15 protein-coding genes are annotated in these 19,562 nt (G+C 63.9%); 8 read left to right on the forward strand and 7 right to left on the reverse strand.

What is annotated here, in order from left to right:
- Positions 1-170: 170 nt before the first annotated feature.
- The gene (locus CP557_RS21415) at positions 171-1,601 is read right to left on the reverse strand and encodes a dihydroorotase (protein WP_097382040.1); all 1,431 of its coding nucleotides are present in this window, start codon (positions 1,599-1,601) and stop codon (positions 171-173) included.
- 111 nt (positions 1,602-1,712) lie between these two features.
- On the opposite strand from CP557_RS21415, the gene CP557_RS21420 reads away from it, so the two are divergent.
- Together CP557_RS21420 and CP557_RS21425 are read left to right on the forward strand one after the other, a co-directional pair.
- Positions 1,713-2,225, forward strand: coding sequence for a (2Fe-2S)-binding protein (locus CP557_RS21420; protein ID WP_097382041.1), 513 nt, complete (start codon positions 1,713-1,715; stop codon positions 2,223-2,225).
- A gap of 2 nt (positions 2,226-2,227) precedes the next feature.
- Positions 2,228-4,723, forward strand: coding sequence for a xanthine dehydrogenase family protein molybdopterin-binding subunit (locus CP557_RS21425; RefSeq protein ID WP_097382042.1), 2,496 nt, complete (start codon positions 2,228-2,230; stop codon positions 4,721-4,723).
- A 186-nt stretch (positions 4,724-4,909) separates the two neighbouring features.
- Here CP557_RS21425 and CP557_RS21430 read toward each other — a convergent pair whose 3' ends face one another.
- Positions 4,910-5,419, reverse strand: coding sequence for a CoxG family protein (locus tag CP557_RS21430; RefSeq protein WP_245853144.1), 510 nt, complete (start codon positions 5,417-5,419; stop codon positions 4,910-4,912).
- The gene (locus CP557_RS21435) at positions 5,419-6,315 is read right to left on the reverse strand and encodes an FAD binding domain-containing protein (RefSeq protein WP_097382043.1); all 897 of its coding nucleotides are present in this window, start codon (positions 6,313-6,315) and stop codon (positions 5,419-5,421) included. Before CP557_RS21435 ends, CP557_RS21430 begins: the two co-directional genes overlap by 1 nt.
- Before the next feature lie 262 nt (positions 6,316-6,577).
- Here CP557_RS21435 and CP557_RS21440 point away from each other — a divergent pair, with 262 nt between their 5' ends.
- On the forward strand, positions 6,578-7,336 hold the full coding sequence (locus CP557_RS21440) for a cyclase family protein (RefSeq protein WP_097382044.1): 759 nt from the start codon (positions 6,578-6,580) through the stop codon (positions 7,334-7,336).
- Between the two features lie 393 nt (positions 7,337-7,729).
- Here CP557_RS21440 and CP557_RS21450 read toward each other — a convergent pair whose 3' ends face one another.
- Entirely contained in the window at positions 7,730-9,028 is a 1,299-nt protein-coding gene (locus tag CP557_RS21450; RefSeq protein ID WP_097382074.1) for a cytosine deaminase, read from the reverse strand.
- 151 nt (positions 9,029-9,179) lie between these two features.
- On the opposite strand from CP557_RS21450, the gene codB reads away from it, so the two are divergent.
- Positions 9,180-10,568 (forward strand): cytosine permease, encoded by a 1,389-nt coding sequence (codB, locus tag CP557_RS21455; protein ID WP_097382046.1) that lies wholly within the window; start codon positions 9,180-9,182, stop codon positions 10,566-10,568.
- Positions 10,569-10,612: 44 nt separating this feature from the next.
- On the opposite strand, the gene CP557_RS21460 is transcribed toward codB, so the two are convergent.
- Entirely contained in the window at positions 10,613-11,038 is a 426-nt protein-coding gene (locus CP557_RS21460) for a universal stress protein (RefSeq protein ID WP_097382047.1), read from the reverse strand.
- 109 nt (positions 11,039-11,147) lie between these two features.
- On the opposite strand from CP557_RS21460, the gene CP557_RS21465 reads away from it, so the two are divergent.
- On the forward strand, positions 11,148-12,185 hold the full coding sequence (locus CP557_RS21465; protein ID WP_245853145.1) for an alcohol dehydrogenase catalytic domain-containing protein: 1,038 nt from the start codon (positions 11,148-11,150) through the stop codon (positions 12,183-12,185).
- Between the two features lie 146 nt (positions 12,186-12,331).
- Here the strand turns inward: CP557_RS21465 and CP557_RS21470 are convergent, their stop codons facing one another.
- On the reverse strand, positions 12,332-13,693 hold the full coding sequence (locus tag CP557_RS21470; RefSeq protein ID WP_097382048.1) for a uracil-xanthine permease family protein: 1,362 nt from the start codon (positions 13,691-13,693) through the stop codon (positions 12,332-12,334).
- Between the two features lie 234 nt (positions 13,694-13,927).
- On the opposite strand from CP557_RS21470, the gene CP557_RS21475 reads away from it, so the two are divergent.
- Positions 13,928-15,091 (forward strand): MFS transporter, encoded by a 1,164-nt coding sequence (locus tag CP557_RS21475; RefSeq protein WP_097382049.1) that lies wholly within the window; start codon positions 13,928-13,930, stop codon positions 15,089-15,091.
- Between the two features lie 83 nt (positions 15,092-15,174).
- Here CP557_RS21475 and CP557_RS21480 read toward each other — a convergent pair whose 3' ends face one another.
- Positions 15,175-17,064 (reverse strand): CocE/NonD family hydrolase, encoded by a 1,890-nt coding sequence (locus tag CP557_RS21480; RefSeq protein ID WP_097382050.1) that lies wholly within the window; start codon positions 17,062-17,064, stop codon positions 15,175-15,177.
- Positions 17,065-17,405: 341 nt separating this feature from the next.
- On the opposite strand from CP557_RS21480, the gene CP557_RS21485 reads away from it, so the two are divergent.
- Both CP557_RS21485 and CP557_RS21490 read left to right on the forward strand, forming a co-directional pair.
- Positions 17,406-18,971 (forward strand): uracil-xanthine permease family protein, encoded by a 1,566-nt coding sequence (locus CP557_RS21485; RefSeq protein ID WP_097382051.1) that lies wholly within the window; start codon positions 17,406-17,408, stop codon positions 18,969-18,971.
- Between the two features lie 73 nt (positions 18,972-19,044).
- On the forward strand, positions 19,045-19,500 hold the full coding sequence (locus CP557_RS21490) for a hypothetical protein (RefSeq protein ID WP_097382052.1): 456 nt from the start codon (positions 19,045-19,047) through the stop codon (positions 19,498-19,500).
- Positions 19,501-19,562: the final 62 nt, after the last annotated feature.

The raw sequence follows: 19,562 nt of genomic DNA on the forward strand, positions 1-19,562 counted from the left end.
ATTGCCGATCGGTTCGTCGACGCACTCCGCGTTCACGGGCGGACGCGATCGGCATCGTGGCCGACGATACCGATCGTCCGCGCGAGCGGTGACGGACGCGTGCGAGCTGCGTGACCGCTACCGGGCGTCCTCGAACGCGACAGGAGCACGCTCCCAACGGTAGTCGCGGCTCACTCGAGTGAAACGCCTTCGGGACCGCGAGGCAGGTAGTTCCGGCCGCCGGGTTCGGTGAGCAGTTCCCCGTCCTCGACGACGACTTCGCCGCCGACGATCGTGTGCGTCGGGAGGCCGGTCAGTTCGTCCCCGTGGAACGTGGAGTAGCCCGGCTCCATCGTGTGGTAGAAGTCGTCGTCGACGACGGTACTCTTCTCGAGGTCGACGATGACCATGTCGGCGTCGGAGCCTTCCGCGATCGCACCCTTGCGCGGGTACAGGCCCCAGCGCTTGGCGTTGTTGGTCGAGCAGACGTCGACGAGGCGCTCCATGCTGATGCGGTTTTTGTTGACGCCCTCGCTCATCATCACGGGCAGGAAGTACTCGATACCGTTGTTGTCGCCGGGGATCGCGTCCCAGATGTCGCCGTGTTTCCCCGTGTCCTTCTCCTTGAACTCGAGTTTGTGGGGACAGTGGTCGGTGCCGACGTAGTCGACGACGCCGTTTCGAATCCCTTCCCAGAGGCGCGTTTTGCTCTCCTCGCCGCGAAGCGGCGGCGAGATCTTCCCCCAGACGCCGAGGTCGTCCTGCTCGTAGGTGTGGGAGAGAAATGCCGGCAGCGTCTCCGCGTGGAGATTGACGCCCTGTTCCTGGTATCGCTTACAGATGTCGACGCCTTCGGCCGTGCTCATGTGGACGATGTACGCCCGGGAGTCGGTGTACTCGGTAAGACGGCCGATCTGCTCGATCTGCATCGCTTCGCAGATGTTCGGTGCCGACTCGGACCATGCCTCGAGGTCGTTGCGACCCTCCGCCTGCAGTTCCTTGCGGCGCTGGATCGCGAGGTCCTCGTTTTCGGCGTGGAACATGACGACGCCGCCGGGGATGTCCGAGACGGTGTCGAGCACCTTGTAAACCCCGCCCGCGTCGGAGTGATCGATCCCGAGTTCGGGGGAGGCGTTTTTGTACCAGTTGAAGAAGACTTTGTACGAGCGGATACCTTCCTCGGCGAGTTTCGGGATTTCCTCGACGTGGTGGTCCTGGTGGACGATCGCGTGGTAGGCGAAGTCGATGTAGGAGTTCTCCTCGCCCGCACGCTTGAAGAAGTCCATGTCGGGGAGGTACGGTTCCTTCTGCAGGAGGAAGTTGACGACCGTCGTCACGCCGCCGTGGATCGCGCCACGCGTTTCGGTCTCGAAGTCGTGCTCGAGCCCCTCGTGGTATTCGTATTCGTATCGGGAGAGCCCCCAGTGAACGTGGGGGTCGATGAACCCTGGGATCAGGTAGTTGCCCTCGGCGTCGATCTCTCGGTTCGCCTCGGGGAGGTTCGATTCGGTGCCGACGCCGACGATGACGCCGTCGTTCGCTGCGACTCCGCCGTTGATGGTGCCGTCAGGAGTGACCACTCGCGCATTGACCACTCGAAGGTCTACGGTCGATTCGACCATACAATGTGTACTCTTCCCACCCTACTTGAGTGTAACCGTTCGAAGCGGGTGTCCGGAGCACAACACAACATAACGTTTATAGCTTCGTCGACTGTATGGATACCATATCTCATGAGTACAGATAGCACAGACGGTGCTGCCGAGCGGCCGACCGAAGAAATCACCGTGATCGTCAACGGTGAACCGGTGACTGCGGAAGTCGAACCGCGGCTCAAACTCTCGGACTTCCTCCGGTACGAATGTGACCTGCACGGCGTCCGTGTTGGGTGTGAACACGGCGTCTGTGGTGCGTGTACCGTCCAGCAAGACGGTCGGACCACGAAGAGCTGTCTCACCTACGCCGTCCAGGCCGACGGCGCCGAGATCGAGACCGTCGAGGGACTCGCCGAGGAGGAGACGGACTCGCTACACCCCATTCAGGAAGCGTTCCACGAATCCCACGCGCTCCAGTGTGGCTTTTGCACCAGCGGCTTCGTCATGGCGACCAAGGAACTCCTCGAGGAGAATCCCGATCCGACACGCGAGGAAATCGAGGAGGGACTCGCGGACAACATCTGCCGCTGTACCGGGTACCAGAACATCTACGAGGCGGTCGAACGGGCCGCCGACGCAATGGAGGAGTGAGTATGTCTACGTCACATCCAACCGAGGTCGACACCGAATCGGAATCGGACGGCGAGTCGTTCACGGGGCAGGGACTCCCTCGGGTCGAGGACCACCGCATTCTGACGGGCAAAGCCGAGTACATTCACGACATCACGCCCGAGAACTGCCTACACATGGCGCTGGTCCGTAGCATGCACGCCCACGCCGAGATCACGTCCATCGACACCGCGGCGGCCGAGGACCACCCGGCCTGTGAACTCGTCCTCACCGCCGAGGACGTCAAAGCCGAGTACAATCCGATGCCGACCGGCGTCGGCTCCATCGCAACGGACGAGGCGGGCGAGCCGGCCGATCTCCCCGAGTGGGCGCTGGCCGACGAGAAGGTCCGGTTCGTCGGAGAACCGGTCGTCGCCGTCGTCGCCTCGGACAGATATGCCGCGGAGGACATCGCCGACTTGGTGGACGTTACCTACGAGCCGATGGACACGGTGGCGGACGGGATGGCCGCCCGCGAGGACGAGGTCGTGCTCCACGAATCGGTCGGCACGAACGTCGTCGACAACGAACACCTCGAGTTCGGCGATCCCGATGCGGCGTTCGAGGACGCCGATCACGTCGTCGAAGGGGAGTACACGTGGGGACGTATCTCGGGCGTGCCCCTCGAGACGGCCGGCGCCGTCGCCACCTACGACGCGGAGTCCGACTCCTTCGACATCGACTGTAACATCCAGTTGCACACCCTCGTCGACAACATGATCTACGAGACGCTGGGCTACGAGGCCGACGACGTGCGGGTGAACGTCCCCGCCGACGTCGGCGGCAGCTACGGGACGAAGATCGGTATCCACCGCTATTGCTGTCTGACGTCGATGGCGAGCCAGCAACTCGAGCGCCCGGTGAAGTTCGAGGAAGACCGGGTCGAGAACCTGCAGGGCGGGGACATGCACTCCTCGGACCGAGAGTATCAGATGCGGATGGCCGTCGACGACGACGGAACCATGCGGGGACTCGACATCTGGTTCGTCGACGACTTCGGCGCGTACCCGCGCTATCCGATCAATCAGGTGCTCAAGCCGTTGTCAGTGTTGACGAACTCCTACGAGATCGACGACGTCAGCTACGAGTACGACCTCGTCTTGACCAACAAGACGTCCCAGACCGCCTACCGTGGGTTCGGCGTCGACCCCCACATCTACGCTCTCGAGATGATCGTCGACGAGGCTGCACGAACGCTCGATATGGATCCGACCGAGTTCCGCCGCCGGAACCTGATTCGGCCCGAGCAGATGCCGTACACGCTTCCCTCGAAGAACCTCTACGATTCGGGTGACTATCCCGCGACGCTCGACCGGATCGAAGAAATCATCGAGGACGAGCGCGACGGCGGCCTGCTCGATCCCGATGTCGTCGCCGCAAAACGCGAGGAGGGGAAGTACCGCGGCGTCCAGCCGAGCGTCATCATCGAACCCGGCGCCAGCGGCTCCGACTGGACCGACCGGCAGCGAACCGATACGGATACCCTCGCGGACCGCTCGCGCGACGAGGTCGAGGAGTTACCCGAACACCTCCGCGCGGAAATCCGTGCGGACGGATCCATCCAGGCGTTCCTCGCGACCGACTCCTCCGGACAGGGCCACCAGACGCTGGTCTCCCAACTGCTCGCGGACGAACTCGAGATCCTGCCAAGCGACATCGATGTCGGCTACCTCGACAGCGTCGACGCGCCGACCGAGTACGGGAGCGCGGCGTCCCGGATGGCGGTCATGCTGTCGGGCGCGACGGTCGGCGTCGCCGAGCGGCTCCTCGCCAACATCGAGGACCTCGCGGCCGATCACTGGGGCGTCTCGACCGACGACGTCACCTACCACGACGGGACCGTCGAACGGCTCGGCGACGACGACTCGCTCTCGTTGGCCGAAATCGCCGAACTCGACGCGGAGACGACCGCCGCCGGCGAGCGACGGACGCGCGTGAGCTACAATTACGATCATCCCGCGACGGACCTCGAGGAGTTCGACGAGGCGCTGACACAGAAGCTCCCGGTGTATCCGACGGCCGCGTTCGGTGCGAACGCACCCATCGTCGAGGTCGACGTCAATACCGGTCAGGTTGATATCCTCAAATTCCACACCGTCCGCGACTGCGGAACGATGCTCAATCCGATGATCGTGGAGGGGCAGGCCCACGGCGGGATCGCCCAGGGAATCGGTGCCGCCCTGCTCGAGGAGTTCGGCTACGAGGACGACGGCCAGCCCCAGGCGATCACGCTGTTCGACTACTTGCTGCCGTCGATCGAGAACGTTCCGGAGATCGAGATGGAACACACCGAGACACCGTCACCGTTCACCGCGACGGGCGCGAAAGGCGTCGGCGAAGGCGGGATGATAGACGCGCCCGCGAGCATTGCGACGTCGATCAACGCGGCCCTCGAGCCGCTCTCGGTCGACGAACCGGCGAGTCGGATTCCGGTCGTCCCGGATCACCTCCGACGGCAGCTCCGCGAGTCCGACCAGTAATCGGCCCCGCGTCGACGCCGTCGCTGGGTCGGAACTCGAGTCGACCCATTCCGTCCGGAACGCCGAATACCCTCCACCGAACGCATACTCCAGCGACCACACTCCGTGTCCAGTCGCTCCGCGAGCGAGTGATCATCGAACGGGCCAAAACGAAATCGGGACTGGAGGCGGTCGAAAACTGCGCGACTAGTCGTCTACTTCGAGCGAGGCGTCTTCCTCGGGTGCGGCCTCGAGCTTGGAGTCGGCCTCGACGCCCTCGTCGGCTTTCGACTGCATCTTCGAGAAGAATTTCTTGACCAGCCGTTTGGTGACGCTTTTGAGCGCGCGGCCGCCGAGACTGGCGATCGTTCCCGAGACGTCGGCGGTCGCCGACCAGACGACGGTCGTGCCGCCGGTTCCGTTCTCCTTCAGTTCCATCTCCGCGACCGTCTCGAACTCGTTTCGCGGCGCGTGGCCGACCGCCTTCATCTCGAGAACGTTCGGTCGATCGGTGCGAGTGACGACGACGTCGACGTCGAATTCGGGCTTGACGCTCCCGACGCCGACGGCCATGACCGCCTCGATCTCGTGGGAGGATACGAGGGTCATTTCCTTGCAGCCGGGCGCACACTCCGCGAGGATATCGGTGTCCGTAAAGTACGGCCAGAGCTCATCTTTCGACTGTTCCATCTCGTTTTCGCCGGTGAATTCTAACATTATATCTCCGTCTCTGCTGCGCGTTCGTACGATGTTTCGAGCGAGCGTTTGGCGAACTCGCCGGCCACTTCTTCCTTGTACTCCCGATCGGCGTGCATCTCCGATTCGGGTGTAACTGCTGACGCAACGGTCTCCACGACTGCCTCGAGCGCTTCCGCCGAGAGGGCAGTCCCTTCGACGTGAGCCTCGGCGTCCTCGACGCGGAGCGGAATATCGGCGGCGTTCGCCATGGCAATCCGTGCGTCTTCGACGATGGGTTCGTCCGCGGTCGGATCGTCGACCCGGATCGAGGTTGCCGCGCTGACGGTCGGGAACGTCTGGGCCGCCCGCTTGAGTTCGAGGAACGTCATTCCCGTTCGCTCGGATGGGAACGGCTCCGTCGGAATCGAGACGGACTCGATGAGTTCCTCTTCGCGGAGGTCCGTGAACATGTAGGCGATGAAGTACTCGTCGACGGGGACGTCGCGGGTCCCGTCGCTCGAACGGAGGTGAATCGTTCCCTCGAGCGCGGCCAGCGCTGCGGGATAGTTCCCGGCCGGGTCGGCTTCACCGATGCTTCCGCCCAGTGTCCCCTGATTGCGAACCGACGGGCCAGCGATCTGTCCGGCGGCCTCGGGGAGCAGTGGCATACACTCGGCGAGTCGATCGGAGCGCTCGATCGTTCGGTGGCGAGTCATCGACCCGATCCGAACCGCGTCGTCGTCCACGTCGATGAACTCGAGTTCGTCGACGCCGTTGAGATCGACGAGGTGGTCGGGCGTCGCCAGGCGGTTCGCCATCACGATGCCGAGTGACTGGTTCCCCGCGAGGAGTTCGGCGTCCTCGAGTTCTTCGAGCCGCTCGAGGGCGTCGTCGACCGTCTCCGGCCGGTGGTGGGTGAATGGTGCTGGCTTCATGATCCCTCGTGGTGGGCGATCGCGGAGCCGACTGGGGCTCGTTGCCAGTTGAAACGTGATCGATGCGTGTGGGTGCTATGAGTAATCATGGGTCTGTCACACGGATACCACGATTTGATCAACTGTACTAATAAATGTTGTCACAATGGATTGAGGGGTACCGGCCCATTCGATCCGCATTGGGCGTCCGAACGACACGTTTGATTGTCCTCGACTAACACGTTTAGGTAAGTTTAAGTGTGGAGCCCGGAATGGGTCGTCTATGCTCGATGGCTACGAGATGTACGATTTGACGCAGCCGTGGTCGGTTGACACGCCAGCGTGGCCGACGTATGACAACCCCAAGGTCTGGTATCAGAAGAGCCTGGACACGGAGAAGGTAAACGGACAGAAGATCGAGTTCACGAACCACACCGGGACGCACATCGACGGCGAGAAGCACTTCCTCGCGAACGGCCGGGACATCGAAGAACTCGGGCTCGACGAACTCGTCGGTGACGCGGTGATCGCCGACATCTCCGACAAGGTCGGCGACTACGACATCTACACCAGCGAGATGATCGAGGACGTCTGTGACGTCCAAGAGGGCGACATCCTGTTCATCCATACTGGCTACCAGGACTACGCCTGGCACACCGATGAGGCCGATCCACACCGATTCTTCTGTAAGCATCCCGGTCCGAACGCGGAGTTCGCCGAGTGGTGCAAAGAGAAGAACCTCAACTACCTCATTCTGGACTGTGGGAGCGCCGATCACCCGATGAACACGGTCGTTCGGGATATCCGCCCCGAACTCGCCGAGGAAGCGGCCGACCACCTCGGTGTCGACGATCTCGACGAGATCTTCCCACCCGAGGGCTACCAGCTCATGCACAACGAGCTCTTCCCCGAAGGGATCATCCACGTCGAGAACGCGCAGGTTCCCGAGGAGTTGCTCAACGAGCGCCTCCAGATCGGGACGTTCCCGTGGCGGTTCCGCGGCGGCGAATCCAGCGTCTCGCGTGTCGTCGCGTTCAAGTAACCGACTTACCGATTTTTGGGGCGCGGAGTCGCATGGTGCGCGCCGAGATCTCCTCGTCCACATCGCGATACTGCCGGAGCGTCAGAAACCGACCGCGATCGTCGGTTCCGACGGACGAATCGAGACGATAGCCGCCAGGCTCCACGACGTCACACCTGCCGACGGAGCGACGCTGATCGACGCCGACGGCGGACTGGTGGCCGGCGGCGTCGCGATCCACGTCCTCACCGGGACACCGTATCCGTCGCACCCTCGCTCCCGGCGCTCGAGTCGGGGACGGTCGCCGAAACCGAGGGCGAATCGACGCTCCGGTACTGTCCGACTGAAACGGTTCAGACGCCGATCGCACGACCGCTGTGCGACTGGGTGTCTAGTGACGGTCAAGTGGGTACTCTAGCGCTGGAAGTCGACGGAGCGATCGGCGGTGCCGTCGCCAGTGGTGTCGCGGACGACGTGCGTGTTCGCGGGTTCCGTCCGGGCGATTTCGCGCCCGTCCTTGAGCACCAGCGTCCGAGCGGCGCGCGTTCGAAGCGCGTTGAACGCGTCCGGCGCGTCGTAGACGACGAGCGATCCGTCAGCCCCGACGGAGAGGCCGTACTCGTCGACGTCGAAGACGCTCGCGTTCGCCGCCGTGAGCATGTCCCAGATCGATTCGACGTCGTCACGGCCGTTCATGTGCGCGTAGTGAACGAGGACGAAAGCGGCATCGAGGGGGTCGCCGCGGCCGTAGTGATACCACGGGTCCATCACGGAGTCATGCCCGAGCCCGACGGTGACGCCCGCCTCCCGCAGTTCGTCGATCCTGGTGTGGCCGCGACGCCGCGGGTAGTCGTCGTATCGTCCCTGTAGGACCGCGTTGTCCGGCGGGTTGGTGACCACGTCGATGCCGCTTTCGGCGAGCAAGGCGATCACCTTCGCCGCGTAACTGTTCGGATAGGAGTGCATCGCCGTCGTGTGGCTCGCTGTCACCCGGTCGCCGATGCCGCGTTTGATCGCCTCGCTGGCGAGCACCTCGGTAAACCGCGACCCCGGATCGTCCGTCTCGTCGATGTGGAGATCCGCGGGCCGATCGTACGACTCCGCGAGATCCATCGCGAGTTCCACCGAGGCGACGCCGTCCTCGCGGGTATGTTCGTTGTGGGGAATCGCACCGACGACGTCCGCACCCAACTCGAGTGCTTCCCGAAGCAGGTCTTCGTGATCTGGATCGGTGAAAATCCCGTCCTGGGGGAACGCGACGACCTGCAAGTCGACGAGGTCCGCGACTTCCTCCCGGAGTTCGAGCAGAGCCCTGACGCCGGTCAACGACTCCTCCGTCGTGTCGGCGTGGGTCCGGATGCGGGTGACGCCGTGGGCCGCGAGCCACTCGATGGCCTGTTCGGCCCGCGCTTTCACGTCGTCCGCCGCGAGGGTCTCCTTCCGGTCGCCCCAGATACGGATCCCCTCCGCGAGCGTCCCCGAATCGTTCCACTCGGGTTGGCCCGCAGTGAGCGTCGCATCCAGGTGGATGTGCGGTTCGGTCAGCGATGGTGTCACGAGCCGTCCGTCGGCGTCGTAGTGTTGAGACTCCGGAACGGCCGTCGGATCGAGCGACCCGGCCGCTTCGAGACGTGAGATGCGCCCGTCTTCGATCGCGATGTCGATCGACGATCCATCGACGGTCGTCGCGGCGGTGATAATCCACGAGGTCATACGCATCGATTTCATTCCACGGTAATAATAGTATCGTGGGTTGTGAACGGGCAATATAACGAATAATCGTTGGACGAGTGGGCTCTATACTCCGATTGTATTCTATCATTGTCAGAAAGGTTGATTACCACGGGATAGAGAATCATGTTTCATGGCAACACCCGATGGCGGGTTTGACTGGCGGCGCATCGTTTTCGGTGACGAGAATCTCCCGGACCCCGACTATCCGCTCGATCACGTTCCGGAGGACGAACGAAAGGGATTGATCAGCCTCTCAGCCGTCCTGCTCGGACTCGTCTTCTTCGCGGGGACGATGTGGGCGGGCGCGGAAGTCAGCGCGGCGATGGGGTTCCAGGAAATGCTGACCGCGATGGTCGTGGGCCATCTCATCCTCGGCGGGTACGTCGCCCTCCTGTGTGGGATTTCCGCGAACGCGGGGCTCACGACCGTCCTGCTGGCACGATACTCGTTCGGTCGGGTCGGCGCTAAATGGGCTGACTTCCTATTGGGTGGCACGCAGATCGGCTGGTTCGGCGTGACGATTCCGATGGTCGCGATCCCGACGGCGACGTATCTCGGCCTCGAGAACGCGGCGCTGGTCAGTGCACTGGTTCTCATCTGGGGGCTGTTACACATGTCGACTGCGTATTTCGGGTACGACGGAATGGAGAAACTCTCGTACGTCGCGGTTCCGTTCCTCGTCATCGTGGGACTGCTCTCGATCGGGCTCGCTGTCGGCGACGCCGGCGGGACCGACGGCATCCTGTCCCAGACCGGTGGCGGCGAGATGTCGTTCGGTCTCGCGGTGACGATCGTCGTCGGGACGTTCATCAGCGCGGGCACGCAGGCCCCGAACTGGGCGCGGTTCGCGATCAACTCCCGGGTCGCCTTCTGGGCCGGATTGATCGCGTTCCTCGTGGGCAACAGCTTCCTCTTTCTTAGCGGTGCGGTCGGCGGTGCCGTCTACGATGTGACGCCGTCGGGCGATCTCTACGAAGTACTGGTCGCACAGGGGCTCGCGAGCGTCGGCCTGATCGCGTTGATTTTGAACATCTGGACGACGAACGACAACGCCGCCTACGCGTTCAGCGTCGCCGGAGCCGAGGCCTTCGACTTCGACCGCAAGCGACCGTTCGTCATCGCGGGCTGTACGACCGGCATTCTTCTCGCACTGGCTGGTGCCGATGGGCTCCTCCTGCCGTGGCTCGAGCTTCTCGGACAGTACATCCCGCCACTCGGTGCGATTATCATCGCCGACTTCCTGCTCTGCTGGCGGGAAGGGGTCCCCCGAATGGACGACATCGAGTTTACGAGCGTCCGGTGGACGGGCGTGCTCGCATACGTTGCCGGCTGTCTCGTCGCGATCCTGACCGCTGGATCGGTGCTGCCGGGCGTCACGGCACCGGCGCCAATTCCGGGCATGGCAGCCCTCAACGGGATGATCGCAGCCGCAGCCGTGCATATCGTCGGCTACTACGTCCTCGAGGAAACCGGTCTCCTCCCGTCTCACCGTATTCCCGAGACCGCCGACCGCGTCTGACTGTGTAAAAACGAGGCGCTACCGGCGTCGGTTTCGCCGTCGTTCTATCGAACGACGAGAACGGGGACCGACGACCGCCGGACCACCTTCTCCGCGACGCTTCCGAGGAGAACCCGGGCGACGCCGTCTCGACCGTGACTCCCGATGACGACCATATCGTAGTCGTCCGATTCGGCGAGTTTGACGATCAATCGGTCCGGTCGACCCCGGCGGCGTTCCGTCTCGATCTCGGCGCCGTGGTCCGCTGCGAACTCACGGGCTGACTCGAGGATCTCCTCGGAGCGCTCCAGTGCCGGCTCGTCGTCGGGGATGTCGCCGGTCATTCCGGAGAACGCCCCGATGTCGCCGCGTCCCGACTCGAGGACGTGCAGGGCAGTGATCGAGGCCTCCGGAAACGTGTCGATCGCGTACTCGAGTGCGTCGTCCGACCTGTTCGAACCGTTGACGGGTACGAGGATCCGTTCTGGCATGGTTCACAGTTCGTCTCCGAGTGACATATTACTTCCCCGAACTCCCAGGAATCGGGAACGGCTGCCGCGAGAGGAACGCTATTAGGACTCGGTGAACTCTCTGGTCGGTATGAGGGCATGTATCCTCGACGAGTGGGGCGGATCGCTGACGGTCGACACGGTTCCCGATCCGGAACCCGGCCCAGGTGAGGTTCGTGTCGACGTCCGCGCGTGTGGCGTCACCCGAACGATCGAGAACGCGATCCAGGGCGGGCTCGAGGACGATCCGGCACTCACGCCACGGGTGCCGGGCCACGAGTTCGCGGGCATCGTCGAGGAGGTCGGCGACGACGTGTCGGGACTCGTGCCGGGTGATCGCGTACTGGCGTACTTCTATCTCACCTGTGGCGAGTGTCAGGCGTGTCGACGCGGTGCGACGAACCAGTGTGCGAACGTCGAGGGCTGGTACGGCGCTACTCGAGACGGCGCGTACGCCGAGCGAGCGGTCATCCCCGCTTCGAACGTGCTTCCGCTCCCGGACGGGGCGAGCTTCGTCGACGGGGCGGTCGCCGCGGACGGTCTCGCGACGCCGCTGCACATCTGTCGCCGGGCCGAGATCGATGACGCCGAGACGGTGCTCGTCATCGGCGCGGCCGGTCGCGTCGGAATCCACCTCTCGCAGCTGGCCGCGCTCAGGGGCGCTCGCGTGCTGGCGGCCGACATCGCGGACGACCGACTCGCGCACGTGGACTCGGCCACCGGCCCCGCGGTGCAGCCGATCGACGTCCGTGGCGACGACGTCGCGACGCGGCTCCGCGAGGCGACACCGAACGGCGACGGACCGACGGTCGTCGTCGACACGGTCGGGGAGACGGACACGCTCGCGGCCGCCTGGGACGCGCTCGCGATGGGTGGGCAGCTGATTTCGTTGACGACGCATCACGAACGATCGTTCGCACCGCCGCTCAAGGAGTTCGTCGCGAAAGAGGCGTCGATCCGCGGGTCGCGGTACGCGACGAAAGACGAAGTCGTCAGCGCCGCGCGATTGCTGGCCGACGGCCGGATCCACGCCGTCGTTACCGAACGCGTCGGCCTCGAGGACGTGCCCGCCGTTCACGACCGGATTCGGTCCGGCGAGAGCCACGGCATGGTCGTTCTCGAGCCGTAGAGACGGGGACAATCGGAGGAAGGCGGGTGGTCGCCGACCGATCGAACGCACACGGCAGCCGATTCGGACGGGCTCCTGTCAGCCAGTGGTGGCACACTCGCGAGCCGCCGTGCGGGTTCGCCGGTTACTCGGTACAGCAGACCGCATCAGGCACTGGCGTCAGCCGCCGTGAGGCCGCCGTCGCCGGGGATGATCGCGTTCAACACCAGTGCGGTGATGCCGCCGACGAGCAGACCGGAGCCAAGCAGCACCTGGAGGTCGTCGGGGAACTGTGCGAGCGCATCCGACTGTACCTCGACGCCGAGACCGAGCACGATCGAGGCGGCGATGATCGTCAGGTTCCGCTGTGTCAGTTCCACGTTCTCGGCGACGAGTCTGAGCCCGATCGAGAAGATCATCCCGAAGAGAACGATCGCCGCACCGCCGAGGACGGGTTCGGGCATCGCCGCAACGACCGCGGCGACTTTCGGGATCAGGCCGAGAACGACGAGGAACCCCCCACAGATCGCGACGACGAACTTGCTCGCGACGCCAGTGAATCCGATCAGTCCGACGTTCTGGGAGAACGACGTGTTCGGGAAGGCGTTGAACACGCCCGCGAACATGCTCATCACGCCGTCGGCCAGGAGACCGCCTCGCATCTCCCTCGAGGTCGCACGTCGGCCGACCGTTCCGGTCGTCCCCTCGACGTCGCCGATCGTCTCCATGGAGGTGACGACGTACGCGAACGCGGCGATCACGATCGCGCTCGGGTGGAACTCGACGCCGAACTCGAGGGGCATCGGGACGGTCACCCACCCGGCGTCGGCGACGCCGGAGAGATCGAGCAGACCGAGCGGAGCGGCCACCAGGTAGCCGACGACGACCGCGACGAGGACGCTCGCGATCGAGAGGAAGTTATCGAAGTACTGGTTGAACAGGACCGCGATCAGGAACACGAGTCCGGCTATCCCAAGGTTCGCGAGGTCACCGTACGTCGACGCGCCCGGTCCCCCGGCGGAGTACTGGATGGCCGTCGGAACGAGCGTCAGACCGACGAGCATGACGACCACGCCCGTCACGAGCGGCGGAAACAGCGACCGGAGGTCGTCGTAGAAATAGCCGATGACGATCTCGACGGGAGCGGCGACGATGACGGCGCCAAAGATTGCGGCGATCCCGAACGAGTTCCCGATATCGATCAGGGGCGTGACGAAGATCGCGCTCGTTCCCATGACGATGGGGAGGCGGGAGCCGACCGGCCCGACGGAATACACCTGCACGATCGTCGAGATCCCAGCGACGAGCAGCGCCATTTGCACGATGAAGGTCGTCTCGCTCTGCCCGAGTCCGATCGCCCCGGCGATGACGAGCGGGAGGGCGACCGTCGAGAGGAACATCGCGAGCAAGTGTTGCATCCCGAGCGGGATGGCCTCCGAAAGGGGCGGTTTGTCATCGATTTCGTATCGAACGATACCCTCGTCGGAATCCGATTGTACGGACTGATCGTCCAGGTTTACGTCTGACATTGCAACGGTTACTGCCACAAATGCTGAGAATATATATTTTTGGGCAGTTGTGGGCGAGCGGCGGTCCGAGTCGGCCGAACGGAAGCAATTAGCCCCCGCCACAGCGAGCAACCAACGGGATCGAGTCGGACGGGGAAACGCGAACCGTGTCCGTTCGACTGTCGGGGAGTCCGACGAAACCGTGGCGCTGCCGTGACACGACGCTTTTTGTAGGTCCGATGTATAGCGGAACCCGTGTTACGGCACCGCTCGTTCGGTGACGAGTCGCAGACCGTTCCCTGGAGGGCTATCAGCCAGATCGGTCTGGGGCTGTTCGGCCTCGGACTCGCCGTCGGCGGCTACGGCGCGTACGTTTCCGCACTCATCGCACGCGGCGTCCCGCCCGATGCGGCCGGGTTCGGCATGTCGCTCTTTCTCCTGGGACAGTTCCTCGTCGTCGTTCCAGCCGATCGACTGACGCGGACGGCGCCCGTCGAACGCGTTGCGACGCTCGGGTTCGTCGTCGCCGGCATCGGAATCGCCATCGGCGGCGTGGTGACCCTCGAGACGACGTACGTCTCGCGGCTCCTGCTGGGCCTCGGTCAGGGGGCGGCGTTCGTCGGCGGAATGAAGTACGTCGGATTGCGGACGAGCGGTGCCGATACCGCGACCGCCCAGGGGGTGCTCGGCGCGCTGTTCACGCTCGGGCTGGCCTGTGGACTCGCGGTAGGAACCATCGCTGTTTCGACGCTCGGACCGACGATTCCCGCCGTCCTCGCGGCGATCGTCGTCCTCTCGGGAAGCGCCCTGACGAGCCGGTTGCCGGCCGTCAGCGCGAACGCGAAGACGGCGCTTCGGGCGTATCTCGATCCGTTTACGTCCGCGAGTGGACTCGCCCTCGGGCTCGGTAACATGGCGACGTTTGGCTTTCTCATGGTGGCGTCGACCTGGTACACGGAACTCCTCGCAGGGGTCGCGCTCCCCGCGATCGCCGTGCTCGTCGGCTTCGCCCTGACGACGGTGCTCGGTCGGGGGCTCGGCGGGTGGCTCTCGCGAAGCGTCGGGGAACAGGCGACCGTTGCGGGCACGCTATTGGGATTGGCGTTCGTCCTCGTCGGAGTGGCGGTGGCGATCGCGATCGACTCCCGAGCGGGGATCGGGATCGGTCTCGTGTTGACCGGGTTCGGCTTCGGGATCCCGTTCGGACCGTTGTTCAGTCTCGCGTTCTCCGAGTTGGCCGACGACCCCGGCGTGACGCTGTCGGGAATGTTGCTCGTGGGCAACGGCGGCGCGCTGGCGTACCCGTGGCTCGTGGGCTGGCTGTTGGCTGCGACGGAGAGCTACGCCGCGGGGTTCGGCGCGATGGGACTGACCGTCGCGGCGGTCTGGCTCCTCTGGGTGCTGACGATCGGTCGCTGAAACGAGGTCGGGTCCGCGATGACGAAAAGGGTCCGCGAGCGCCTCGACACGGTCCACCGTGACGAGTCGTGCCCGTCGTGCCGTTACCGCGGCTGAACCGGTAGTTCGACGTGCGTCGAATACTCGGCGTCGTGGTGGACCGTGTTGGTCGCGATTTCGGACTCGCGGTCGCCGTACAGCGGGCCGCCGGTGTTGTGGTTCACGTCGAAGCGCGGGTAGTTCGACGAGGAGATGTCCAGCCGAATGCGGTGGCCCGCTTTGAAGACGTTCGCCGTCGGGTACGGCTCCATCTCGAACTCGTAGACCCGGCCGGGCTCGAGCAGGTCGGGTTCGTCTCGGTAGCCCCGGTAGCGCCCGCGGCAGATGGAGTCGGCGAGGTTCACTGCGAAGCCGTTCGGGAACTCCTCGCTGGGCGGGTACTCGTCGATCAGTTTCGCCGTGAAGTCGGTGTCCGGTGCGTCGGTCGAGCCGTACACCCGCACGCGGATCGGCCCCGCGATCTCGAGGTCGTCCTCGAGCGGCGGCGTCCGGTAGACGAGCACGTCGTTGCGCTCCTCGAGGGGGCCGTGGGGCGACTCGGCACCGAGGGTGTCGGGGCGCGTGCGCTGATCGAATCCGCCGCGGCCGGTGATGTCCTGTAGGTTGCGCTCCGCGAGGGGGTACTCGATGAGGTTCTCCTCTCGGGGTTCGTAGGTGATGTACGACGAGCAGTTGCCCCCGATGGTCGGGACCGGATCGTCCGGGTCGAACTCGTAGCTCGTCGCGGCGTCCTGGACGGCCGGTTCGTCCGTCGAAAGCCGACCGTCCTCGTGGATGTAGTAGGTCGCGAACTCGGTGTCCGGCAGGGGCCACTCCTCGCCGGAGCGCCACTCGCCGCTGTGGAAGAGCCGTCCGTCACGCGTCTGCGAGCCGTCGCCGGTCCCCATCTGGAAGTACTGGACCGTCGGCTGGTCGGCCCAGGTGTCTTTCCCCTTGAGGTAGTGATCGAAAAAGCGCAGCCGCGTTTCCTGGTAGTCGCGCAAGGCCCCCTCGCCGAACTCGAGTTCGCCGGAGTAGGACTTGTTCCACGAGGGCAGGGGATAGCTGTTCCAGCCGTGGGTCCAGGGCCCCATCAGGAGGTAGTGGTCGCTGTCCTTGCGCTCGGCGAGCGCCTCGAAGTTGTCGCAGGTCGCCTTCGTGTAGGAGTCGTACCACGCGCCCGAATAGACGGTCGGAACGTCCGCCGACTCGTCGTAGTACGCCTCGAAGTTGAGCCCCGGCTCCTGCCAGAGTTCGTCGCTCGCGGCCCCCTGTGTCATGATGTCGAACGCCCACTCCTCGTAGTCGGGGATGTGTCGAAGCGGTGACTGCCCCGGCTGGATCGGCCCGTTCTCGAGCACGTCTCGAACGTCGACGTTGGCGAGTCGACGCTGGATGTCCGAGTCCTCGAGCGCTCGCTTCGCGAACCCGCCGCCGAGGGTGTACGCCCAGCAGAGCCACCGAAGCTCGAAGGCGCCGTTGTGACGGAACGTCGCCTTTCGTCCGTTGGCGGCCCCCTGGTTGATGAACATGGCCTCGAGGTGTGGCGGATCCTGCGTGGCGAGCGCGTTCTGTACCCAGGCACCGTAGGAGGTGCCGATCGTCCCGACCTGGTCGTCACAGTAGGGCCGGTCGGCGAGCCATTCGACGGTATCGTGGCCGTCTTCGGGCTCGTTGACGAAGATGTAGTAGTCGCCGCCGCTATCGAATCGGCCCCGACAGTCCTGGATCGCGACGACGTAGCCGCGCTTTGCGAACCACTCGCCGTGTCGTTCCATGCGCCCTCGCTTGCCGTAGGGGGTCCGATCGAGAAGCGCGGGCTTGGGATCGTCGATCGGGTCTCCCGTGTCGGGGTCGGCGGGACGGTAGATGTCGGTTGCCAGCTCGACGCCGTCGCGCATCTCGACCATCACGTCTAGTTCAGCAGTGACTGCGTACTCCGGATCAGATGCCATCACGGCTACCGAGACGGCGAAGTGTAATAGTTCATTCCCTCCAGCCGTGTTTCGAACGGTGACGGCGTGTCGGATCACGACAGGCCGGGACTGGGCGGGAGTGTGTCCCCTCCTTTGAAGACTCCGCATGGAATATTACTGTGTACATTTTAACAAATATACTATAGTCGGTCGTTTGTCGTTGCATATTTTTTGATCGGCTACCGTATTCGCGTTTTAATAAACATGTTTCCACACTACGATTACAGCGGTAGTTTTATATATATTCGCTGTGGCATTCCATGGTATACCTGTGCAAGTGTGAATGCTCGGCACACACAGTCGTACAGGTGCTGACATACATGACGGATCACAACGATACATCGGACAAAATCGTGACGGATGGGGGGGAAGTCACCCGCGAAGAGGCATCGTTCGTCGAATACGGGATCGAAGACCGACCGCCACTCGGTGAGTCGATACTGCTCGGGTTACAGCACTACCTGACGATGATCGGGGCGACAGTTGCGATCCCGTTGATCCTCGCGGGGGCGATGGAGATGCCCGCGGCGGAAACCGCCCGCCTCGTCGGGACGTTCTTCGTCGTCTCGGGGATCGCGACCCTGTTACAAACGACGGTCGGGAACCGGTATCCGATCGTCCAGGGTGGGACGTTCGCGCTACTCGCACCGGCGCTCGCGATAATCGGTGCGATGGGTACTGGATGGGAAGCGACCATCCTCGAGTTACAGGGTGCGGTCATCGCGGCCGCGACGGTTCAGGTGCTACTCGGCTACGTCGGAGCCCTGGGCAAACTCAAGTACTACCTTTCACCGGTCGTCATCGCGCCGGTGATCGTGCTGATCGGTCTCTCACTGGTCGGCACCGCTGACGTCACGAGAGCCGATCAGAACTGGTGGTTGCTCGGACTGACCCTGTTCCTGATCGTGCTGTTCTCGCAGTACCTCGACCAGTACAATCGCTACGCGAAACTGTTCCCGGTGTTGCTCGGCGTCGTCGTCGCTTGGCTCACCGCGACGCTCCTCTCGGTGGCCGGGATTTACGGTCCGGAGACGCTCGGCTACGTCGATACCGGAGCGATCGCCGACGCGTCCGCGATACAGATTATCACGCCGCTGCAGTGGGGGATGCCACAGTTCACCCTCGCCTTCGCGATCGGGATGTTTGCCGGCGTCATGGCGTCCATGATCGAAAGCATGGGTGACTACTACGCCGTCGCCCGGATCGCCGGCGTCGGTGCGCCGAGCGAAAAACGCATCAATCACGGCATCGGCATGGAAGGAATCGGCAACATCATCGCGGGGATCATGGGGACGGGCAACGGCTCGACCTCCTACGGCGAAAACATCGGTGCGATCGGAATCACCGGCGTTGCGTCCCGATACGTCGTCCAGATCGGTGCGATCGTGATGTTGCTCGTCGGGTTCATCGGCTACTTCGGTGCGCTAATCACGACGATTCCGGGCCCGATCGTCGGCGCGCTGTACATCGCGATGTTCGGACAGATCGCCGCAGTCGGGCTCTCGAATCTCAAATACGTCGATCTCGATGCGTCGCGTAACGCCTTCATCATCGGGATCGCTCTCTTCCTCGGACTCGCCATTCCGGAGTACATGGCGAACGTCGGGAGTGCAAGCGCGTTCCAGGAGATCACGTCCGGTGCAGCAGTGATCGGGCCGGTCCTCGGTCAAAAGATCGTCTCCGATACGATCTACGTGTTCGGGTCGACCACGATGGCCGTCGGCGGCACCGTCGCCTTCGTACTCGATAACACGGTCCGTGGAACCCGGAAAGAACGCGGCCTCGAGCAGTGGGAACACCTCACCGAAGACAACGACGAGTTCGTCACGTTCTTCGAACGCATGCGGTCGTCCGGCGAGCAGAAACCGGTCGACAAGGCCGACTAGCTGACACGTTCGACCGCTATTTTTCGGGCCGGACGGGGAAAGTTTGATTACGAACGATCGACGAGTGACGGTAATGCCGAGTCGACACGGCCTCGATCTCGAGACCGGCGAACGACTCCACTACCGGGGTGGCCTTCGCTCCGGTGACGAGATCGCGGTGACCGACCACCGCGTCCTCGTCCGCACGGACGCCGAGACGACGAGTGTCCCCTACACCAACGTCAGCGAGGTAAGCAACGAATCGTTCGACTGGTTTCTCGCGATACTGAGCCTCGCTCTCACCGGATTCGGCCTCTACTCGGTTTCCGAAAACGCCTTCGTCGGGGTCGGACTGGTCGCGTTCGGGCTCTGGAGCGTCTACCGGACCTACCGTCACCGAGACCGCGTCCGGATCCACACGCACAGTCAGGCGAAACCCGTCGAAGTGTTTCCCGAAGAGGTCGACCGACTCTACGGCGAACTCGAGCCGGCAATCGAGGCAGTACGAGCCGAACGCGACGACGGTGAAGGGACACCGGACGAGGCGTAGGCGACTGGCAGATTACGAGAGGATGTCACAAGGACTTTTTTCCTTCACGCGCAACTGACGGT

Origin of the sequence: Natrinema ejinorense, from assembly GCF_002494345.1 — an archaeon.
GTDB lineage: Archaea > Halobacteriota > Halobacteria > Halobacteriales > Natrialbaceae > Natrinema > Natrinema longum.

Bases quoted from the DNA above. Each gene is read 5' to 3' on its own strand.
- CP557_RS21415 (WP_097382040.1), bottom strand. From the start codon at position 1,601: ATGGTCGAATCGACCGTAGACCTTCGAGTGGTCAATGCGCGAGTGGTC.
- CP557_RS21420 (WP_097382041.1), top strand. From the start codon at position 1,713: ATGAGTACAGATAGCACAGACGGTGCTGCCGAGCGGCCGACCGAAGAA.
- CP557_RS21425 (WP_097382042.1), top strand. From the start codon at position 2,228: ATGTCTACGTCACATCCAACCGAGGTCGACACCGAATCGGAATCGGAC.
- CP557_RS21430 (WP_245853144.1), bottom strand. From the start codon at position 5,419: ATGTTAGAATTCACCGGCGAAAACGAGATGGAACAGTCGAAAGATGAG.
- CP557_RS21435 (WP_097382043.1), bottom strand. From the start codon at position 6,315: ATGAAGCCAGCACCATTCACCCACCACCGGCCGGAGACGGTCGACGAC.
- CP557_RS21440 (WP_097382044.1), top strand. From the start codon at position 6,578: ATGCTCGATGGCTACGAGATGTACGATTTGACGCAGCCGTGGTCGGTT.
- CP557_RS21450 (WP_097382074.1), bottom strand. From the start codon at position 9,028: ATGACCTCGTGGATTATCACCGCCGCGACGACCGTCGATGGATCGTCG.
- codB (WP_097382046.1), top strand. From the start codon at position 9,180: ATGGCAACACCCGATGGCGGGTTTGACTGGCGGCGCATCGTTTTCGGT.
- CP557_RS21460 (WP_097382047.1), bottom strand. From the start codon at position 11,038: ATGCCAGAACGGATCCTCGTACCCGTCAACGGTTCGAACAGGTCGGAC.
- CP557_RS21465 (WP_245853145.1), top strand. From the start codon at position 11,148: ATGAGGGCATGTATCCTCGACGAGTGGGGCGGATCGCTGACGGTCGAC.
- CP557_RS21470 (WP_097382048.1), bottom strand. From the start codon at position 13,693: ATGTCAGACGTAAACCTGGACGATCAGTCCGTACAATCGGATTCCGAC.
- CP557_RS21480 (WP_097382050.1), bottom strand. From the start codon at position 17,064: ATGGCATCTGATCCGGAGTACGCAGTCACTGCTGAACTAGACGTGATG.
- CP557_RS21485 (WP_097382051.1), top strand. From the start codon at position 17,406: ATGACGGATCACAACGATACATCGGACAAAATCGTGACGGATGGGGGG.
- CP557_RS21490 (WP_097382052.1), top strand. From the start codon at position 19,045: ATGCCGAGTCGACACGGCCTCGATCTCGAGACCGGCGAACGACTCCAC.